We start from the raw sequence: 19,917 nt of genomic DNA, 5'->3' as shown, positions 1-19,917 counted from the left end.
GAGAGAAGGCGTCCGCTGTATGGTGGACGCCTTCTCTCTTTTTATATATGGTTCAGTAGATATTGGATTAGTTCCTGGCCAGTATCTCTACCTCTTTATTACCGGCTGTTTTTTTATACAGGATATAGAATCCTATTCCGGTCAAAGTACATAGTGCCGTCGTACAATACCACCAGGAAGAAAAGCCGTAGTGGCCCACCATAAAAGAGCCCAGTGTTGGCGCCAGGATGCTTGAGATGGAGAATGACATGGTGTAGAGACCTGCGTATTGTCCGCGGTTATGATCACTACTTCTCATGACAAAAAACGAGTTCATAAAAGGAATACTCAGCATCTCTCCTGCTGTGAACAATAATATAAACACAACGCCTGCGGCAGCTATCGGTGGCAGCAAGTTAAAGCTCAGGTAACCGATACCTGCCAGGATCACACCACGGGTGATGAATTGCAGGCTATGCATCTTTCCTTCGAGTTTATATACCAGTACCATTTCAAAGAATGCGACCAGTAAACCGTTCAATCCCATCAGCAAACCGATATGCGCTTCCTGCATATTGGCCACAGACTTCAGGTACAAAGGCACCATGGTGGATAATTGCAGGAAGCCTGTCGTAAATACCACGATCAGCAGTATAAAAGCCAGGTAAACGCCATCCTTATAGACACTGTCTGCATTGCCGGATGTAACACAATCCTCCTGTTTAGGCGGCTTAGGTGCTACTTTTACCGGTGGCAGCAGTATCCGCATGATGATGATCGCGATGATACAACTTAAACCGTCTACCCAGAAAAGGAGATGATAACTATAACCAGCCAGGATACCGCCCAGTGCCGGTCCGACGGACCACCCCAGGTTAGAGGCCAGTCTGTTCAGCGAGTAAGATCTCGTACGATTGATAGCAGTACTGTAATAAGCCGTAGCTGCAACGTTTGCGGGTCTGAAAGCATCTCCCACGCAACTCAGTATAAAGATGCAGACACAAAACTGTGGCAGGGTGCGCATCTGTCCGAGTACCAGGAAGATGAGTCCCTGCAGCAGCAGGCTCCAGAACTGTACCGGATAAAAGCCGATCCTGTCGGAAAGACGTCCGCCGATAAAAGATCCGCAGATAGCGCCTGTACCGAAACAGGCCATTACAATACCAGCTTGTTCAATGGAAAAATGCAGTTCATGCGTCAGATATACCGTCATGAAAGGTATTACCATTGCGCCACTGCGATTGATTAACAAAACTACAGCCAACAGCCAGGTTGAAGGTGATAGGCCGGCGTACGCCTTTCTGTACAAAGAAAAAATTGGTGACATCCCTGAAGCTCTAAAGATGGTACAAAATTAGGTGAATAAAGTTGATGCCGGCAATAATAATTGCACATGAAAAACAGTTAAATAATTATCTGCTCCCATTTCAGGACCTGGCAGTCGGAAATATTGGGATTCAGGAGTTTATCAGGACGGGCTATAATATACAGGATAAGAAAGACACGACGGACCGGACAGGCTGTATACACTTTAAAAAATATCCTTACTTTTGGGTATGCCGAAAAAAGAAGACAATACAGACAAAAATTTAAAAGCAGCCGGCGCCACCATTGCCGTACACGCATTAGTGTTAGTTGTGCTGCTACTGGCAGGTTTCTCTGCACCGCCTCCTTTACCGGATCAGGATCTGGGGATGGAAGTGAATCTCGGTACTTCAGATGAGGGTATGGGAGATGAACAACCATTGAACCCGAATCCGCCGAGCAGTGGAGAGGCCAGTGCATCAACCCCTCAGAACGAACCTGTGCCTTCGGCTGACAATGCTACCCAGGAAGACATTGCCACACAGGACGACGAAGAGGCTCCGGAGATCACCAAACCGGAAAAACCGGTGGAGAAACCCAGGGAAACCAAAAACCTGGAACCAAAACCAACAAAAACGCCTCCTAAAAAGAATTCAGATAATCCGCCAGCGCCGGTACCTCCTGCTCCAAAACCGAAAGCAGTATACGCAGGTGGCAGCTCCAGCAGCAGCAACAGCGGAAATAATGCCCAGAGCAGTAACAACTCTACCGGCGAGGGTAATACAGGTAAACCCGGCGACCGTGGCCAGATCAATGGTAACCCGGACGGTGGTGGTTATACCGGTGGTGGTCTTGGCGGCGGACGTTCAGACTTCCGTCTCAATGGCCGTACCCTGCTGAGCAAGCCTTCACTTACCTACGACGGAGACGAATCGGGTTATATTGCGGTTAATATCAAGGTAGACAGACAGGGTAACGTAATTGCAACTTCGCACTCCCTGAAAGGTTCTACACTGAATAACCCACGTCTGATTGAAATTGCAAAAAGAGCAGCCTCTCAGCTGAAATACAACGTAAACGACGACGCACCGGAAGTACAGTTCGCTCTTATTAGATTTTATTTTAAAGTACAATAAGATATTTAAATATATTTGCATGGGAAGAGATCGCTGATCTTTTCCCATTTTCTTTTGTAGTGCCCGCCAATAAACGGCTAGATATTTGCGTTATTGGGGGGAAACCGAACTGCCAACTAATTACTGCATATGCCATTTCGTGTAAAGCTGTTAAGACATCTACGACTGTTATTCATTGCCATTTCTTTATTTGGGTCATATGAGGCCCGGGCTCAGTTTACCTTAGGAGGTTATTCCAATAGCCATTACGCAGGTATTCATGGTGTTCCCAACAACCCTGCGATGGCCGCAGGTACACATTACAAATGGGACGTTAACATTGCCGGTATCAATGCTGCTGCCGGTAACACATATATCCGCTTCCCACGCTCAATTCTCCTGCATCCACCAGATTCACTGAGAGACCTGAAAAGGAACCGTGATTACTTCCTGGATACTGCCAGTACAGGCAGACAGTTTGCATGGGGAAACATAGACGTGATGATGCCTTCTGTACTGTATTCCCTCGATGAACTCAGCTCTGTTGCGTTCACCTGGCGTGTACGTTCAATGGTCAACGGTGGTAACGCCACGACTGATGTAGCCAACTTCTTTGCACTGGACTTCCCGAACCCCCGGTTTAACAACCAGCGTTTTGATATGGAATGGGTAAACGCCAGCTTCCACTGGTGGAATGAGTTCGGTTTTACCTATGCCCGTGTACTGAAAGATGATGGTAATACGGTATTCAAAGCCGGTGCTACCTTAAAACTCCTCTCTGGTGTAGCCGCAGGTTACGCACAGGTGGAAGGCGCTTCCTTTGTGATGCACTCTCCTACCAATGGTGAGATCAATGATGGTACGCTGAAAGTGGCCTACAGCGACGGACTCGCCAACTGGGAAAGTCCTACCCTGAGCAATTATAAATTATTCGGTAATATGGGGCTGGGGATGGACCTGGGGATCACCTACGAATGGCGTGAAGTGATAGACGGTCTGACCGGCTATGATGACACTCAATGGAATCCGGAAGCGGACGACTACAGACTCCGTTTAGGTGTATCGATCACCGACCTTGGTAGCATCACCTATAAAAAGACGCCTGCCAGCAAAGACCTGGATCTTCGTACAGAAAATATCAATACCAGCGATCTGAGACAACGCAGGGGTGAAAGTGTACAGGCTTACTACCGTCGTGTCAGCACTTATTTCAAAGAACTGCCTACAGACGATAAGTTCCGTATGAACACGCCTGCCGCACTGAACCTGATGGCTGACTATAATATAGATGGTCGCTTCTTTATAAATGCAGCTGGCCGACTCGCTTTAAATTCCGGCAAATTCGATCCGAGCAAAACATACGTGATGTCCTACTTCCAGGCAACGCCACGCTATGAAGGCCGTCATGTCGGTGGCTATCTGCCATTGAGCGTCAACCGTAACGGACAGTTCGATGCAGGTCTTGGTCTGCGTCTCGGACCATTGGTGATCGGATCTACCACCATGTTATCTAACCTCTTCCAGAAGAATAAAAACCGTCTGGACGGCTTCATCGCCCTGCGTATCATTCCTATCAAACGCGGTGAAGGTAAAGTAGGTTGCCCAGGCACCAACTTCTAAGAATTTTACCAACGATATTTATATGAGTTAATTTACATTTGGGGTCCGGAACAAATCTTGTATTTGTTCCGGCATACCAAATGTATATGAACTACCAGGAAACGGTTGACTACCTCTATCAGCAGCTACCCATGTTCACCCGGGTAGGTGCCAGCGCCTTTAAAAAGGACCTTCACAACACCATCGAGCTTTGTAAACAGCTCGGCGATCCTCAGCATAAATTCAAATCCATACATGTTGCCGGTACTAACGGAAAAGGTTCTACCAGTCATATGCTGGCAGCTATCTTCCAGCAGGCGGGCTACAAGACAGGATTGTATACCTCCCCTCACCTGCTTGACTTCCGTGAGCGGATCCGTATTAACGGAGAAATGGTCTCAAAGGAATTTGTTGTGGAATTCGTCGAACAGATGCAGCCCGCTATCGAAAGTCTCGAACCTTCCTTCTTTGAAATGACTGTCGCCATGGCCTTCCAGTACTTTGCACTGGAACAGGTTGATATCGCCATCATTGAAGTAGGTCTCGGCGGCAGATTGGACAGCACCAATATCATCATCCCCGAACTATCCGTCATTACCAATATCAGTTATGACCACATGCATATCCTTGGCAATACCCTGCCAGAGATCGCATCGGAAAAGGCAGGCATCATCAAGGAAAATGTGCCGGTCGTTATAGCCCAGACGCAATCCGAAATTGCGTCTGTCTTTATCGATAAAGCCGCCTTCCTGGGTGCTCCGATCCACTTCGCAGACCAGGAATGGCTGATCCAGGAGACAGAGTTTGCACAGGGACAACTAAAACTGGGCGTCCAGCATACGCATAGCGGCGATATGAAGTCCATCCGGACTGACCTCACCGGTCAATACCAGATGAAGAATATCATGGGTGTGCTTTCGGCATGGAAAATCCTGCAGAAATTGGGTTGGGAACTGCCGGAGCAGACAGTCTTCACCGCACTGGCGCATGTTAAAAAACTGACCGGATTACGTGGGCGTTGGGAGACGGTTGCACATGATCCGCTGACGATCTTTGATGTAGGACATAATGAAGCAGGGATCACAGAAATTGTGCAGCAGCTGCAGCATATGGTATACAGGCATTTGCATATTGTTACCGGCTTTGTGAAGGATAAAGAAGTGAATAAGGTGATGCCGTTGTTTCCATCTGCGGCGACGTATTATTTTTGTAAGGCGCAGTTGCCAAGGGCGATGGATCAACAGGAGCTGGCCGAGCTGGGGCATCAGCATGGCCTCAGGGGGCATGCGTATGAAAGCGTGCAACAGGCGTTTCTGGCGGCGAAGCAGCAGGCGCATAAAGATGATATTGTGCTGGTGTGTGGTAGCTTCTTTATTGTTGCCGAGGTGATGTAATTAACCAGCTTATAGTTTTTAAAAGGACTGCATAGTTGTTATGCAGTCCTTTTTTATTTTGCATCCTGGGATAGTGTGTGATCCGGCGGTGCTGCGGTTTCAGATAGGCCTGCGGACTACGCCCCTCGCAGAGGCGGGCGATTGGGCGTTGTCAAGCGCGGGGACGTTAGGGGGATGATTAAACCCCTGCAAGGCGTGGAGGGCTCTGCAATGGGCTAAGGCCCGCAGGCTCTATCTGAAACCCTCCGCTCTTAAAGCCAGCCGTGGGCATATGTGCTGCAGGTAGTAATTGTGTCTGGCATATGCGAGCTCAATCGGACATTCCTGTGCAATCCTTTTCTGACAGTGTCTTTTTGTTTGCAGGTATCTTGACGAGCTTCTTTATCGCTACCATTAGCGTTATCGTTATCTTCATTACATTAATAGTATACTAACCTGCACTCAGGAAAGATTAATGCACTATATACATAAAAAGGAACGCTTGTATGTCAGCACCATTAAATGATGTCTGATATACAAGCGTTCTTATTTTACATTCATCATGACCGCCTTCTCAACAACTCATTTTCACCTTAAGCCATAAAGCTCATGTCCGGCAGTAACAGCGGAGGGTTTCAGATAGAGCTTGCGGGCCTTAGCCCATTGCAGAGCCCTATACGATTGACAGGGGTTTAATAGACTTTCATTGTCCCCACGATTGAAAATGCCCAATCGCCCGCCTCTGCAAGGGGCGTAGTCCGCAAGCCTATCTGAAACCGCAGCATCGACGACCGACCCACTATCAAAGTAAAATATACAATGCGTGCGACACCAGACTATTGGTAATTCAGGTAGCAGGTAATATACAGTTGGCAGTTTAGTTCTGCAAAGCTGCGATGCGTTCCTTAAGCCTTTTGGATCTTCAGTTCCTTCAGGCGTAGTAATGAATAGAACAGACAGCTGACGTGCAGGCTTTGCAGGATCTGGTTGTCGAGGAGCAGCTTTTCTACGTCTTCGAGATCCATGAGGACAAGTTCGATCTCTTCATTTTCGTCGAGGTCCTGTTCCTGCACTTTTTTGCCGCCGGTGGCCAGGAACATGTGTGTAAGGTTATTGCTGGAGGCGGGATTAGGAGCAACAGCACCGAGATTAATGAGTTTCTCAAATTCGTAACCGGTTTCTTCGAGTAACTCACGGCGCATTGCAAATTCGGGGGATGGATCGGTGTCATCCATGGTGCCACCGGGAATTTCGAGGACGGCTTTACCAATGCCCTGTCTGAACTGGCGGACCATAATAATACGGCCGTCTGCTGTTACGGCGACACAGTTTACCCAGTCATTGTATTCCAGCACGTAGTAAGGTGTTACAATCTTTCCCTGAGGTGTTTCGCATGTATCGCGACGAGCCGTAAGCCAGTTGTCTTTAAAGAGGTATTCTGAACTTAATGTTTTCCAATCTAATGATGCCATGATTCTTCTGTTTATAGTTTAGTGCCAGTTATTGCGTTCTTTCAGTCTTTCGATCTGCGCCATATGGTGCAGGCCATGCCAGGAATAAGTGCCTGCCAGCGTCCTTAAAGCGATGGTTTTACCGCTTTCAGGATGTACAAATGTGCGGGCCCATTGTTCCGGAGTCAGGTTCTCCATGAGGTTTACCCAACGGGTATGCAAGGCATGTAATAAAGTTAGCGAAACATTGATGGGTGTTTTCTTCACATCCGGCAATTCTGCCCAGGCAGTTTCATTATAGGCCTTGATGGTAGGATTATCTTCCGTCAGCGCCCATTTGAAGCGGGTGAGTGCCTGCGTGTGACTGTCCACCAGATGGTGCACAACCTGGTATACCGTCCAGCCTTCGGGTCTGTAGGGAGTGGCTAACTGCGCTTCGTCCAGACTTTGTACTACAATCTCAATCAGGGACGGTAAGTATCTGATGTCGTTAATGTAACCTTTCAAAGCGCGGTCTGAGATCTCAGCAGGCGCTTCGAATTTGCCGATAGGGTATTTGAGTTGCTCCAGGTCGATGTCCATAATCGTGTCAGTATGATTTGGGTATTAGAATAATCGGGAGGATCCCCACACTAATCTTCTCTCAGGCCTTTGCCGGTCATGTGAATGAACACATCTTCCAGGTTGGCTTTCTTCACTTCTTTCTTACGCTCAAATCCGCCTGCCACCAGCTGATCGATCAGGGTGTCAGGAGACTCCAGCGCAATGATACGGCCGCTGTCAACGATCGCACAGCGATCACAGAGGAATTCGGCTTCGTCCATGTAGTGTGTGGTTATAACAACGGTTGTACCCTTGGCGCGTACCTCCTGGATCAGGTCCCAGAGATTACGTCTTGCCTGTGGATCTAAACCGGTTGTGGGTTCGTCGAGAAATATGATCTTAGGCTTGTTGATCAGCGTTGTGGCAATGGAAAAACGCTGTTTCTGTCCGCCGGAGAGCTCTTTATACTTCGCTTTCGCTTTATCTTCCAGGTTAAAAGAGGCCAGCAGTTCTTTGGGATCTACTTCCTGGTTGTACAGTCCGCAGAACAGCTCTATCAGTTCTGTCAGGTTCAGTCCGGGATAATATCCTGAACTCTGTAACTGCACTCCTATCAGTTTTTTAATGGATTCCGGGTCTTTATCCAGGTCATATCCATCAACGATCACTGTTCCGGAGGTTTTATCCCTCAATGTCTCTATGATCTCTAAGGTGGTAGACTTACCTGCGCCGTTAGGGCCTAAGAGGCCGAATATTTCATGTTCGTAAACGTCGAAACTGATGCCTTTAACTGCCGTAAAATCGCCATATTGCTTCACCAGGTCCTTTACTTCGATAATCTTCCTCTTTTCCATGGGACTAAATTACAATTCAATTAAGAATTAATAATTAAGAATTAGGAATTGGGACATAAATGCCCCTAAACTGAGCAACAATTCTCCTGAAAACCTTTAAGACATTATAAAGTGACATAAAAAAACGAGGTGCCTCAGATGATGAGGCACCTCGTATAAAAAGCTATAGATTAATCTCTTAGATCAGTTAACATGCAAGAATGCGGTTTTTCAATTGTTATCTGTCTCCGCAGCATTCAATGCTTCATTCTCAATTGTAATTCCTAAGTGACCTGACTATTTCTTCACGAAAAACTGCGTAAAATAGGTCACCTTTCCTTTCTGTGTAGCACCGATGCCGATCAGGTTAAAGTCACCCAGCATATTACGACGGTGACCAGGACTCTTAATCCAGCCATCTACCACACCTTTCGCATCCAGGTTACCATAAGCTACGTTCTCTCCTACGCCGGATACACCATGAAATTTAAGTGTAACAGCGTCATTACGGATCTCAAACTGATCATGACCGAAGGCTACTTTGCCGGAGGCCATGTTGTCGCTGTGCTTCTGGGCCAGCTGTGAGCAGTAGGATTCCAGTTTAAGGGGAGGCAGACCTTTGGTGGCTCTGAACTCGTTGGTATAATAAAGGATGTCCTTGATCAGTTTTGCGTCGCCGTCGGCGGTCGGTTCCTTACTAACGGGAGCAGGGCCCTCTTTTACAGTGGTGCTGCTCTTAGCAGGTGCTGCCGATCTGGAACAGGAAAAGACGAACAGGTGGAAAGTCAGAAAAAATCCGAATACGGCAAATGTGAGCTTGCGGTTCATAGTGTGTATGGTAATAGATAATAAATAATTGACATTAGACAAAGATAACCAGTGCTGGTTTAGCAATAGTTATACCAAAAGCTCATATTTGCATTTTTTTCTAACTATTTACTATTCGCTGCCATACATCCATCATGTTTCTGGACCCTAAAAATACGGGTACACGCTGGTGTAATTTGGATGGTTTCAGTTCCAGCAGTCTTTGTCTGCCGGTAGCCATTGCCAGTCCGCCTGCCTTTTCCATAATGAATGACATGGGGTTGCACTCATAACATAAACGCAAACGGCCCCCTGCATATTTTCCAAAAGCCGGATACATGAAAATTCCTCCCTGAATAAGCGTACGATGTACTTCTGCCACCATACATCCTACAAAGCGATGGCGGTATATTTTTCCATGTTCATCCTTCGCCAGGAAATAGTCGATCGCGTTACGGACCTTATCTTCATAGAGATGATAGTAACCTATGTTGACGGAAAAGATATCACTCTCTACAGGGCATTTAAGGTTCGGATGGGACAGGCAGAACTCTCCGATAGACGGATCGAGCGTAAAGCCCTGTACACTACGGCGGGTCGCGTATACCAGCATCGTGGAGGAACCATAGATGATGTAACCGGCTGCGATCTGTACATAGCCCGGTTGCAGGAAATCCTCCAGTTCACAGACAGTACCGGTAGGCGTTAACCTGCGATAAACAGAAAAGATGGTACCGATAGAGACATTGACGTCGATGTTACCGGATCCGTCCAGGGGGTCCAGCAGCACCACATACTTGGAGTTTTTGGAGTGCTCGTCGTCAAAGGCGATGAAGTTCTCTTCCTCTTCAGAGGCTACTCCGCAGCAATAAATACTACCTCGCAGAGAACTGATGAACTGATCATTGGCAAATTCATCCAGTTTCTTGACTTTCTCACCCTGTACATTGATTTTGCCTGCCTCTCCAAGAATATCCGCGATACCGGCCTTGTTGACTTCCACGTTGACACGCTTGGCCGCAAGTCCTATATCACGCAATAAACCAGACAGTTGTCCTGTTGCTCCGGGGTAATTCCTTAGCTCCTGGATAGTAAACTCATCCAGGGTCATTACTTTTCTGTTCATATATAATGGATTAGTTTTCTCATAACTGTGAGCTGCCTCTGGCATTCTCGTCTCGTCAGCTAATTTACCGAAAACGCACATTTTAATGAAACTGTCATTTTCCACGAAACAAATTTTAAAACAAATTCAAAGTTGTCTTACTTTGCCCCGTATTTTTTTCACGGAAGATTAAGCATATATGAAGGTTTTCAAATTTGGAGGTGCAAGTTTAGAAAGCGTTGAACGTATTCAACAGGTAGCTACTATCGTACAGTCATTCCCGGATCAGCCAATACTGATCGTGATATCGGCGATGGGTAAAACAACGAATGAACTGGAGAAAGTGGCGCAGAACTTCTATCTGCGTAAGCGTGAAATAGCAGCGCAGCTGCTGCATAACATTGAAGAGCAACACCTTGAAGTAGCTGATAAACTGCTGGGAACCCGGGATAATCCGGTATTTGAGCAGCTCCAGCAGTTCTTTACAGAAGCTGAATGGACGCTGGGCGAAAAACCAGGCCGCGCATTCGATTACTATTATGATCAGCTGGTAAGTCTCGGTGAATTACTGAGTACTGCCATTGTCAGTGCTTATTTTAACCTGGCTGGCGTAAATAACACCTGGCTGGATGTTCGTGATGTATTCCGTACAGACGATACCTTCCGGGACGCAAATATCGACTGGACCGTCACAGGCCAGAATGTGCAGGAGAAAGTACTACCTCTGTTTAAAAAGGCGAATATCATCATTACACAGGGTTTTATCGGTAGTACTGACCAGAATGAAAGCGTGACCCTGGGCCGTGAGGGTAGTGACTACTCAGCTGCCGTATTTGCCAATCTGCTGAATGCAGAAAGCCAGACCATCTGGAAAGATGTGGAAGGCCTGAAAAATGCCGATCCGAAGTTATTCCCTAATACCATCAACATCCCTGAAATCACTTACAGTGAGGTGATCGAAATGGCTTACTATGGCGCGCAGGTGATCCACCCCAAGACCATCAAACCGCTTCAGAACAAGCAGATTCCCCTCTATGTGAAGAGTTTTCTGAATAAAGATCTTCCGGGTACTGTCATCAAGGAAGAAACCGACACAAAGCAGTTACCGCCCATCATAGTACTGAAGAAAAATCAGGTGTTGCTGACCATCACATCCCGCAACTTTGACTTTATTACGGAAGACAGGATCAGCGACGTCTACGAGCGTTTTCACCAGCTGAAAATCAAGATAAATTTGATGCAGAATGCCGCTATCAGTTTCTCCTGCTGTATTGATAATAACCCGGAGAAAATAGATGCTTTGATGAAGGCATTACACGATGACTTTAAAATCTCATATAACGAAGGTTTGGAATTACTGACCGTTCGTTATAACCAGGATGGATTACTGGAAGAACTGAGCAAAGACAGGACTGTCTTGTTGGAACAACGATCACTCATCACAATTCAGCGCGTACTGAAATAAAATTTCCTACCTTTTTGCAACCTTTTCACTGCAGGTTCGTCTTTTAAAAAACAACCTGCATGAAAAAGGTATCCATATTTATTATCATAACCCTGGGTATCCTTGCCATTATTGCACTGGAGGGCAGGGCTTTACATCAACTGCGAACGGAACGAACGGGTGCCAGCCCCGAACTGCTTCCATTTTACCTGCTCTGTGTCGGATCCGAGTGGGTGATACCCGCTGAGAGTAAGCCATCCCACCAACACTCTGAGATTTAACCTTATGAAAAAAATTCTTTTGATTGTCATCCTGGTAATCGCCGGGTCAGGCACTATGTATGCCCAACAGGTTTCAGGAAAGATCACCATTAAAACAACGGAAACCAACGGGCATCCCATTCCTTTCGCCAACGTCCTGTTAAGGAAAGCGAAAGACTCCTCTCTTGTAAAAGGTGAACTAAGCTCCCAGGAAGGAAGCGCCACCTTTGACAAAGTAGAGGCAGGCCGCTATTTTATCCAGGCCAATCTCATGGGATATACCAATGCCAGCACCTCGGTATTCAGTATTGACGCACAGCATAAACTGGTGCAGCTTCCAACGCTGACACTCTCTCCTGCTTCCAAAACACTGGAAGGGGTCACCGTATCTGCACAGAAACCATTCATTGAAAGAAAGAACGGCGCTACCGTATTAAACGTGGAAAGTAGTCTGGCTGCCTCCGGCGGTACTGCCTTAGATGTACTGAAAAGGGCACCGGGCGTACAGATCGACAAAGACGATAATGTGATCCTTCAGGGTAACCAGGGGGCGACCATTATGCTGGATGGTAAACTTACCTATCTGTCCGGCGAACAACTGGCCAACCTCCTGAGAAGCCTGCCGGCAGAAAATATCTCCACCATCGAGATCATCACCAGCCCTTCCGCCAAATATGATGCAGCGGGTAAAAGCGGTATCATCAACATCAAGACTAAAAAGACCATTATCACGGGTATAAATGGTTCTTATAATCTGACGGTTGGTACCGGTAAATACGGGATGTACACGACAGGACTGAATCTGAACTGGCGGACAGAAAAATTCAACCTCTTTGGTAACTATAACAACGGTAATAGAGGCTTCTTCCAGACCCGCTATATCGAGCGGCATATATCCGGTGATCAGCCGATCTTATTTGTATCGGATGTTTATAACAGACGCCGTTTTAAGAACAATAACTATAAGGCGGGATTCGATTATTTCATTAACAGCAAACATACGGTCGGCGCGCTTGTAAGGGGTTACAGCAACTCTTTCTGGCAGGATGGTTTTAATACCAATCCGATCAGCAGTAATGGAAAAATTGATTCAACGCTTTACTCCAATACAACGATCAGGAACAAGTTTTCCAATGTCTCTTTCAACCTGAATTATAAGGGTCAGCTAGATACTTTGGGGACAGAAATATCAGCAGATGCCGACTGGGCAGAATTTAAGGACAATAACAACATGCTGTTGAACGACAGCATGTCCTACCTGGTGGACCCGGTACTGAATTACCACTCCATCCGTAACAGACCGATCAACAATGTGACCATTAAAAGTGTCAAAGCCGACCTGGTATTGCCCTTTAACAAAACCACCAAACTGGAGACCGGTTTTAAACTCAGTTCTGTGAAGACGGACAATGACCTCCGTTATGACTCTCTGCTCAATGGTAAATACGAGCGGGCCATCACACAGAGTAATCAGTTTATTTACACGGAGACGGTGTATGCCGCCTATCTGATCTTTAAAAAGCAGATCAAAAACACCGATATCCAGGCAGGTTTGCGTGCAGAACAGACAAAATCTGACGGGTATTCCGTGACCTTGCAGTCACACGTGAAACGATCTTATCTGGACTTCTTCCCCAGCCTTTCTGTGGACCAGAAGCTCAGCGAAAATCATAAGATCGGAGTGAACTATTCGAAGCGTATTTCCAGGCCGAATTACGGCGATCTCAATCCTTTTGTCTGGTACATAGACAAGTACAACTATTTCAAGGGAAATCCATACCTGTTACCGGAATACACCCATAAGGCGGAGATCAGCTATACCTTCAAACAGAAGTATGTGGCCGCCCTCTCCTACGGACTGACCAAGAACATTGTACTGGAGTACATGATCCAGAACGATACTTCAAAAGTGACAACTTTCTATGACAGGAACTTTGAGCGGAGTTATGTGTATGGTGTTACACTGACCATCCCGATAGATCCTTTCAAATGGTGGAATATCACCAATAACATCAACGCCAACCGTACGGCATATGATGTGAAGGATACGATGGTCAATCTGGCGACCAATACCTGGGGTCTGAACTATCAGACGACCCATACTTTTACCTTACCAAAGGACTGGAAACTGGAGCTCAACGGCTATTATGAAAGTCCGTTCGTGTGGGGTGTATACAAAATAAGGTCTTCCTTCGCGATTGGCGCAGGTGTACAGAAATCCTTCATGAATAAGAAGCTGGTTGCGAAACTGAATGTTTCTGACATTACCAACCGCGAGCAGTTCCGCGGTACTGCCAGGTTCGACAACATCGATATGTACATCAATAACCGCTGGCAGAACAGGCGCGTGAACCTGGCGCTGACCTGGAATTTTGGTAACAGCAACATAAAAGCAGCCCGTGACAGAGAAGCGGGTGCTGAACAACAAAGGGTAGGCGGTTAACGCGTACCCTTTATATAACCCTCGAGGTTGTCGATAATATACCGTTGTTCGTCAATAACATATTTTACGACGTCACCGATGGAAATCATGCCGACCAGTCTTAGCTGGTCATCTGTAACTGGTAAATGGCGGATGTGTTTGTCCGTCATTTTTACCATACAGTCCTGGATACTATCCTCCTCCGTCACTGTAAACGGATTTTCCGTCATAATTTCCCTGATCAATGTCTCTTTGGAAGCCCTGCCTTTCAGAATAACCCTGCGGGCGTAGTCACGTTCGGAAAAGATACCCAACACTTTGTCATTGTCGCCGAGCACTACAAGCGCGCCCACGTTCTTGTCCACTAATACGCTTAATGCGTCAAATACAGTATCATCTGGCTGAACGGAGTAAACAGCATGGCCTTTCACCCGTAGAATGTCACGTACAGTTCCCATAACGAGGTATTTTAGGTGTGATGAATGGAGGAATACAAGCCCTTTCTTTCTAAGTTAACATTTTATGCCCAAATTTCCCCCTTCCCTTATAAATTTTCAGCTGGCATCTTGCATACAGGATTTTTATATATTACTTTACGCAATCGTTCGTTAAAAAACTGTGACTATTTACAACCCTGATAATTAGCATTGTATGCGCAAATTGAGAATACACCTGGCAATCGTCGCTCTAACGGGCCTATTGACCCCGTTCAGTAGTGTATTTGCTCAGAAGATCTTTAAAGACTGGCCGATGGGTACCGAACCGGCCGCTATTGGTCTTTTTGTGGCAAACCACTATGTGAGTGGTCCTTTTTACAATTTTGGCAACCCTGGTCAACCACAATCTATTACCTATCCGGAGGTTTGCACCTGGTATGGCGCCCTCCAGTTTGCGGAAGCAAGCGGGAATAAAGATCTGGCCCAAAAGCTGGCCCTGCGTTATGAGCCTTTACTGGCACAATCCCAGAGTCTTGTTCCCAGAGCTGACCACGTTGATCACAGTGTCTTTGGAGCGGTTCCACTGGAATTGTACCTCCAGACCAATCAATCAAAGTACCTGGAGGCAGGAAAGGCGTTTGCTGACCAGCAATGGCAGCTGCCGGACAATCCACAGGCCAGTCAGCAGGAATACCAGTCCAAGGGACTTTCCTGGCAGACCCGTATGTGGATCGATGACATGTACATGATCACTTTGTTGCAGGTGGAGGCATTCCGCGCTACCGGCAATAAGGAGTACCTGGACCGCGCCGCCCGTGAAATGGTGGTATACCTGGATGCTATGCAACAGCCAGACGGACTCTTTTTCCATGCTCCGGACGCGAAGTTCCTCTGGGGTCGCGGTAATGGTTGGGTAGCTGCCGGTATGACCGAGTTACTGAGCGTACTGCCTTCCGGACACGCAGACCGTACAAAGATCATGGACAGCTATAAAAAGATGATGGCTGGCCTGAAGAAACTGCAGGACAAAAACTACATGTGGCATCAGCTGCTGGACGATCCGACTTCTTTTGCAGAAACATCCTGCACCGGCATGTTCACTTACTCGATCATTGTAGGTGTGAAAAAAGGCTGGCTGGATGAGAAAGAATACGGTCTGGTAGCTAAAAACGCCTGGACGACCCTGGTGAAATACATCAATGAATCCGGCGATGTAAAAGATGTATGTGAGGGTACCAATAAAAAGAACGATCAGCAGTACTACCTGAACCGTAACCGGGTTACCGGCGATCTGCATGGTCAGGCGCCTGTATTATGGGCGGCAGCGGCTTTACTGGCGAACTGATGACGACAAAACAGCACTAAATTTCCACCGATAATGAAGTACAGCGGCCTGTCCATAACAGGAATTTTCCTTTTCTGCCTTTCCGGCATCCACGCACAGCAGCGATACACCGTAGTATCGCCCGATAAAACGGTCACGTTGACCATACAGGTAGGCACAGACATTACCTACAGTCTCTCTCAGGATAACAAGGAACTGATCTCCCCGTCTGTCGTATCGTTTAAAACCGATGCTGACAAAGCAAACGTATGGAAAGTCAGCAAAGCCAGAACGGGGGCTCATGACGGCGTACTGACGCCTGTCATTATGCAGAAAACCAAAACAATCGCTGACAGGTACAATGAGTTGCACCTGGACTTCAGCAACGGACTCGCACTTGAATGGAGAGCGTATGATAATGGTATTGCCTGGCATTGGCTGACGACCAGCAAAAAACCTTACAAGGTGCTGGACGAACAGGCCGGTTTTAGTCTGGATAAGGAGGGCAGGGCCTGGTACCCACAGGAGGACGCTATGTTCTCTCACAACGAACGTAAATACATCCAATATAAACTGGATAGCATAGGCGAACAGCAGCTGGCTAGTCTGCCGGCTTTATTCGAAGTAAAAGGCACCAAACTGCTACTCACCGAATCAGGTCTGTTCAACTATGGCGGTATGTGGCTGCGTGGCCAGGGAGGCGGTAAATTAAAAGCGGTGTTCCCATACTATCCAAAGGAGAAAAAGGTGACCAGCGACCGTGATGAACAGGTCACCGCACGCGAAAACTATATCGCCAATATTCAGGGACCACAATCTTTTCCCTGGAGACTGGTAATGATCGCCCGTCAGGATGGTGAGCTGCTGAGCAATCAGCTGGTCTACCAGTTGGCCCCTCCCGCAACAGGTGATTACAGCTGGGTAAAACCCGGTAAGGTGCAATGGGACTGGTGGCATTACAACAACATTTATGATGTTGATTTCCGTGCCGGCATCAACAATGAGACTTACAAATACTATATCGACTTTGCCGCTAAATACGGCATTGAATACGTACTGCTGGACGAAGGCTGGTGTGATACCCGTGACCTGATGAAACTGACGCCCGGTATTGACGTAAAAGAGCTGGTAGATTATGCCAAAGCTAAGAATGTCAATATCCTGCTCTGGAGCAGCTGGCTGGTGCTGGACAAGCAACTGGACATGGCGCTGGACAAGTTCAGAGAATGGGGCGTTAAAGGCATCAAGGTGGACTTTATGCAGCGCGATGACCAGGATATGGTCAATTACTATGAAAAGGTCTCTAAAGCGGCGGCTGCGCGTCAGCTGATGGTAGATTTCCATGGCGCCTACAAGCCTACCGGCTGGCTCCGCACCTACCCTAACGTGCTGACGTCTGAAGGTGTTTTAGGTAATGAGATCAGTAAGTTTGAAGACTGGATCACGCCTTCTCATACGACAACTATTCCCTTCATTCGTATGGCTGCTGGTCCGATGGACTTCACTCCCGGCGGTATGCAGAACGTACAGCGGGACAGCTGGTCAGCTATTCCCGCAGAACCACTGACATTGGGCACCCGTTGTAATCAGCTGGCGATGTATGTGGTGTATGAAAGTCCGCTACAGATGTTATGCGATCTGCCAACGCACTATTACCATGAACCAGTGGCGATGGATTTCCTGCAGACAGTTCCTACTGTATGGCAGCAGACCATTCCTTTACAGGCGAAAGTGGGCGAATATGTCGCCATTGCCAGACAAGCGCCCAACGGCGACTGGTATATCGGTGCGATGACCAACTGGACGTCCAGGGAACTGACCATTGATCTCTCCTTCCTGGGTGAAGGCAGCTTCAAAATAGACAGCTGGAAAGATGGTATTAATGCCGACAGAAATGCAAAAGATTGTAAAAAGGAATCAGGTACAACGGACAATCACTCGAAACTCACGATCAAAATGACAAAGGGTGGCGGGTATGTAGCCAGGATCCGCAAACAATAATATTCAATAAAAAAGGGCAGTTAAACTGCCCTTTTTTATTTAGTCGAGTTTCTTTTCTCCTCTGATAGTAGCTGCTTCCAGCTGATGCTGATCTAACACCACGATCACATTCTCTCCTTTCTTCAGCCATGGTGCAGGGCAGTATAAACGTTTCTGCGGCCCGATCTCCCAGTAGCGACCCAGGTTATGACCATTTACCCATACCATTCCTTTTTTGAAGTTGGTCATGTCCAGGTAAGTATCACCTGTAGTGGTCAGGGTGAAGGTACCTTTAAAGAATTCGCCTTCTTTCACCTGTCCGGTTTTAGATGCGGGCAGGCTTTCTACGAAATTGCTATTCATTGGCAGCCCATATACATCCCAGTTCATCAGGGTCATGCCATTCAGCGTTACACGATCGGTAATACCCTTACGGTCTATCAGCGCCTGTGCGAAGTTAATACGACCCATGCCTTCCACAAAGATCTCGAGTACCGGATCTTTCACATCTGACTTAGGCAGTTCGATACTATGTTCGTCGAGTCTGCGGTCGATCTTACCAACGTATTTACCATTCAGGAATACGGTGGCATAGTCGTGCAGTTCCACGATATCCAGTTTACCGCTCTTATGTCCTACCAGCACTGTTTTATATACCATGTAACCGTAGTCCTGTCCGTAGGCTTCGAAAGTCTTCGGTTGTACAGACTTCACCGCAGCAGGCAGGTTCTCCCACACGCTGGTGAATGGTTTCAGTTGTATATCAGGGATGGTGATGGTCGGAATTGCTTTAGGGATCGCCGGCAGTTTTTTCTTGCTGTAGGAGCCAATGAGGTCACGCAATGCATTATACTTTGCCGTAGTGTCTCCCTGCTCATTTATAGGCGCGTCATAGTCATAAGACGTCAGATCCGGCTCATACCCCTTACCACCTGAATTGGCGCCAGCAGTGAAGCCGAAATTGGTACCTCCGTGGATCACGTACAGGTTGAAGGAGCGTTTGGTATCCATCAGGAATTTCACTTCTTTCACAATACCCGCTTTATCAGGACGAGCCCATTTCTCACCCCAGTGTGTCAGCCAGCCAGGATAGGACTCGCTGCTGAAGGAAGGTACATCCGGATTTTGCTTTTCTGCCGCTGCGAAATCACCTTCGGAGCTACCGGAGTCCAGTCCGATAGCAGCACCTGGCACTGATCCTGCTTCCAGCAGCGCAGATACTGGTCCGTCAGCTGTATAGAAAGGCACATTGATACCGTTCTGTACCCACATGTCTTTAACCTTGAGCATGTATTCTCTGTCGTTACCGAAGCTACCGTACTCATTCTCTACCTGCACCATCACGATCGGTCCGCCGTTAGTCACCTGTAAAGGTTTCACTTCTTCAGACAAGGCTTTGATATATCTTTCCGTTGCGGCGATATATCTTGGATCCATGCAACGTACTTTGATATCCGGTATTCTCAGCAGATACGGCGGTAATCCACCGAATTCCCACTCCGCACATACATAAGGACCAGGGCGCAGCATTACCCACATCCCTTCCTCCTGTACCATCTTTATAAAAGCAACGATATCCCTGTTTTCAGAAGTGAAGTCGAATTTGCCTTCTTCCTGTTCATGATAGTTCCAGAATACATAAGCGGCGATGGTATTACATCCCATGGCCTTGGCCATCTGGATACGATGACGCCAGTATTCTTTCGGGATACGCGCAGGATGCATTTCACCACTGATGATCTGATAGGGTTTGCCGTCGAGTAAAAAGTCTTTCTTAGAAAGGGCGAAGGTGTGTTTCGACTGCGCGTTCACACTGCCCATACAACTGAGCAAAGCCATTGCGCTGATAAATAGAACCTTTTTCATTGAGCCTGTAAAACTTGAGTGAAAGGGAAAAATAGTCAAAACAGGCGGGAAATGGTAAGGGTTGGGAATATTAT

Annotated in this window: 15 protein-coding genes; 7 read left to right on the top strand and 8 right to left on the bottom strand. The window is 47.2% G+C overall.

Annotation, left to right across the window (positions count from 1 at the left end):
- Positions 1-67: 67 nt before the first annotated feature.
- A complete protein-coding gene (locus BMZ72_RS30060) occupies positions 68-1,207 on the bottom strand; it encodes an MFS transporter (RefSeq protein ID WP_410492803.1) in 1,140 nt (379 codons plus the stop codon).
- Positions 1,208-1,535: 328 nt separating this feature from the next.
- On the opposite strand from BMZ72_RS30060, the gene BMZ72_RS30050 reads away from it, so the two are divergent.
- The 3 genes from BMZ72_RS30050 (at position 1,536) to BMZ72_RS30040 (ending at position 5,392) form a co-directional block, all read left to right on the top strand.
- Positions 1,536-2,420, top strand: a complete 885-nt coding sequence (locus BMZ72_RS30050; protein WP_089814132.1) for a hypothetical protein — start codon at positions 1,536-1,538, stop codon at positions 2,418-2,420.
- A 129-nt stretch (positions 2,421-2,549) separates the two neighbouring features.
- On the top strand, positions 2,550-4,019 hold the full coding sequence (locus BMZ72_RS30045) for a DUF5723 family protein (protein ID WP_089814130.1): 1,470 nt from the start codon (positions 2,550-2,552) through the stop codon (positions 4,017-4,019).
- A gap of 86 nt (positions 4,020-4,105) precedes the next feature.
- A complete protein-coding gene (locus tag BMZ72_RS30040) occupies positions 4,106-5,392 on the top strand; it encodes a bifunctional folylpolyglutamate synthase/dihydrofolate synthase (protein WP_089814942.1) in 1,287 nt (428 codons plus the stop codon).
- A gap of 884 nt (positions 5,393-6,276) precedes the next feature.
- Here the strand turns inward: BMZ72_RS30040 and BMZ72_RS30035 are convergent.
- The 5 genes from BMZ72_RS30035 to fbp all read right to left on the bottom strand — a co-directional run bounded on the left by BMZ72_RS30035 (position 6,277) and on the right by fbp (position 10,131).
- Positions 6,277-6,843: an NUDIX hydrolase gene (locus tag BMZ72_RS30035; protein ID WP_089814128.1), complete on the bottom strand. Its 567-nt coding sequence runs from the start codon at positions 6,841-6,843 to the stop codon at positions 6,277-6,279.
- An 18-nt stretch (positions 6,844-6,861) separates the two neighbouring features.
- A complete protein-coding gene (locus BMZ72_RS30030; protein WP_089814126.1) occupies positions 6,862-7,404 on the bottom strand; it encodes a YfiT family bacillithiol transferase in 543 nt (180 codons plus the stop codon).
- A gap of 50 nt (positions 7,405-7,454) precedes the next feature.
- Positions 7,455-8,219 carry an ABC transporter ATP-binding protein gene (locus BMZ72_RS30025; RefSeq protein WP_089814124.1) on the bottom strand — a complete coding sequence of 255 codons (765 nt, stop codon included), beginning with the start codon at positions 8,217-8,219 and terminating at the stop codon, positions 7,455-7,457.
- A 276-nt stretch (positions 8,220-8,495) separates the two neighbouring features.
- Positions 8,496-9,026, bottom strand: coding sequence for a CAP domain-containing protein (locus tag BMZ72_RS30020; protein ID WP_089814121.1), 531 nt, complete (start codon positions 9,024-9,026; stop codon positions 8,496-8,498).
- 100 nt (positions 9,027-9,126) lie between these two features.
- Complete coding sequence (gene fbp / locus BMZ72_RS30015) at positions 9,127-10,131, bottom strand: class 1 fructose-bisphosphatase (protein ID WP_089814940.1); 1,005 nt, start codon at positions 10,129-10,131, stop codon at positions 9,127-9,129.
- Positions 10,132-10,309: 178 nt separating this feature from the next.
- Here fbp and BMZ72_RS30010 point away from each other — a divergent pair, with 178 nt between their 5' ends.
- Positions 10,310-11,575 carry an aspartate kinase gene (locus tag BMZ72_RS30010; protein ID WP_089814119.1) on the top strand — a complete coding sequence of 422 codons (1,266 nt, stop codon included), beginning with the start codon at positions 10,310-10,312 and terminating at the stop codon, positions 11,573-11,575.
- 264 nt (positions 11,576-11,839) lie between these two features.
- Positions 11,840-14,257, top strand: coding sequence for a TonB-dependent receptor (locus BMZ72_RS30000; protein WP_089814115.1), 2,418 nt, complete (start codon positions 11,840-11,842; stop codon positions 14,255-14,257).
- Here the strand turns inward: BMZ72_RS30000 and BMZ72_RS29995 are convergent.
- A complete protein-coding gene (locus BMZ72_RS29995) occupies positions 14,254-14,694 on the bottom strand; it encodes a CBS domain-containing protein (protein ID WP_089814113.1) in 441 nt (146 codons plus the stop codon). The two genes, BMZ72_RS30000 and BMZ72_RS29995, sit on opposite strands and share 4 nt — an antisense overlap.
- Before the next feature lie 193 nt (positions 14,695-14,887).
- Between BMZ72_RS29995 and BMZ72_RS29990 the strand changes: the two genes are divergently transcribed.
- On the top strand, positions 14,888-16,018 hold the full coding sequence (locus BMZ72_RS29990) for a glycoside hydrolase family 88/105 protein (protein WP_089814111.1): 1,131 nt from the start codon (positions 14,888-14,890) through the stop codon (positions 16,016-16,018).
- Positions 16,019-16,051: 33 nt separating this feature from the next.
- Complete coding sequence (locus BMZ72_RS29985) at positions 16,052-17,998, top strand: glycoside hydrolase family 97 protein (RefSeq protein WP_089814109.1); 1,947 nt, start codon at positions 16,052-16,054, stop codon at positions 17,996-17,998.
- A 39-nt stretch (positions 17,999-18,037) separates the two neighbouring features.
- On the opposite strand, the gene BMZ72_RS29980 is transcribed toward BMZ72_RS29985, so the two are convergent.
- Positions 18,038-19,843, bottom strand: coding sequence for a glycoside hydrolase family 35 protein (locus BMZ72_RS29980; protein WP_089814107.1), 1,806 nt, complete (start codon positions 19,841-19,843; stop codon positions 18,038-18,040).
- Positions 19,844-19,917: the final 74 nt, after the last annotated feature.

Source organism: Chitinophaga sp. YR627, assembly GCF_900114995.1.
In the GTDB taxonomy this organism is placed as follows: Bacteria; Bacteroidota; Bacteroidia; order Chitinophagales; family Chitinophagaceae; genus Chitinophaga.
This window is presented reverse-complemented; position numbering and strand designations above follow the sequence as displayed.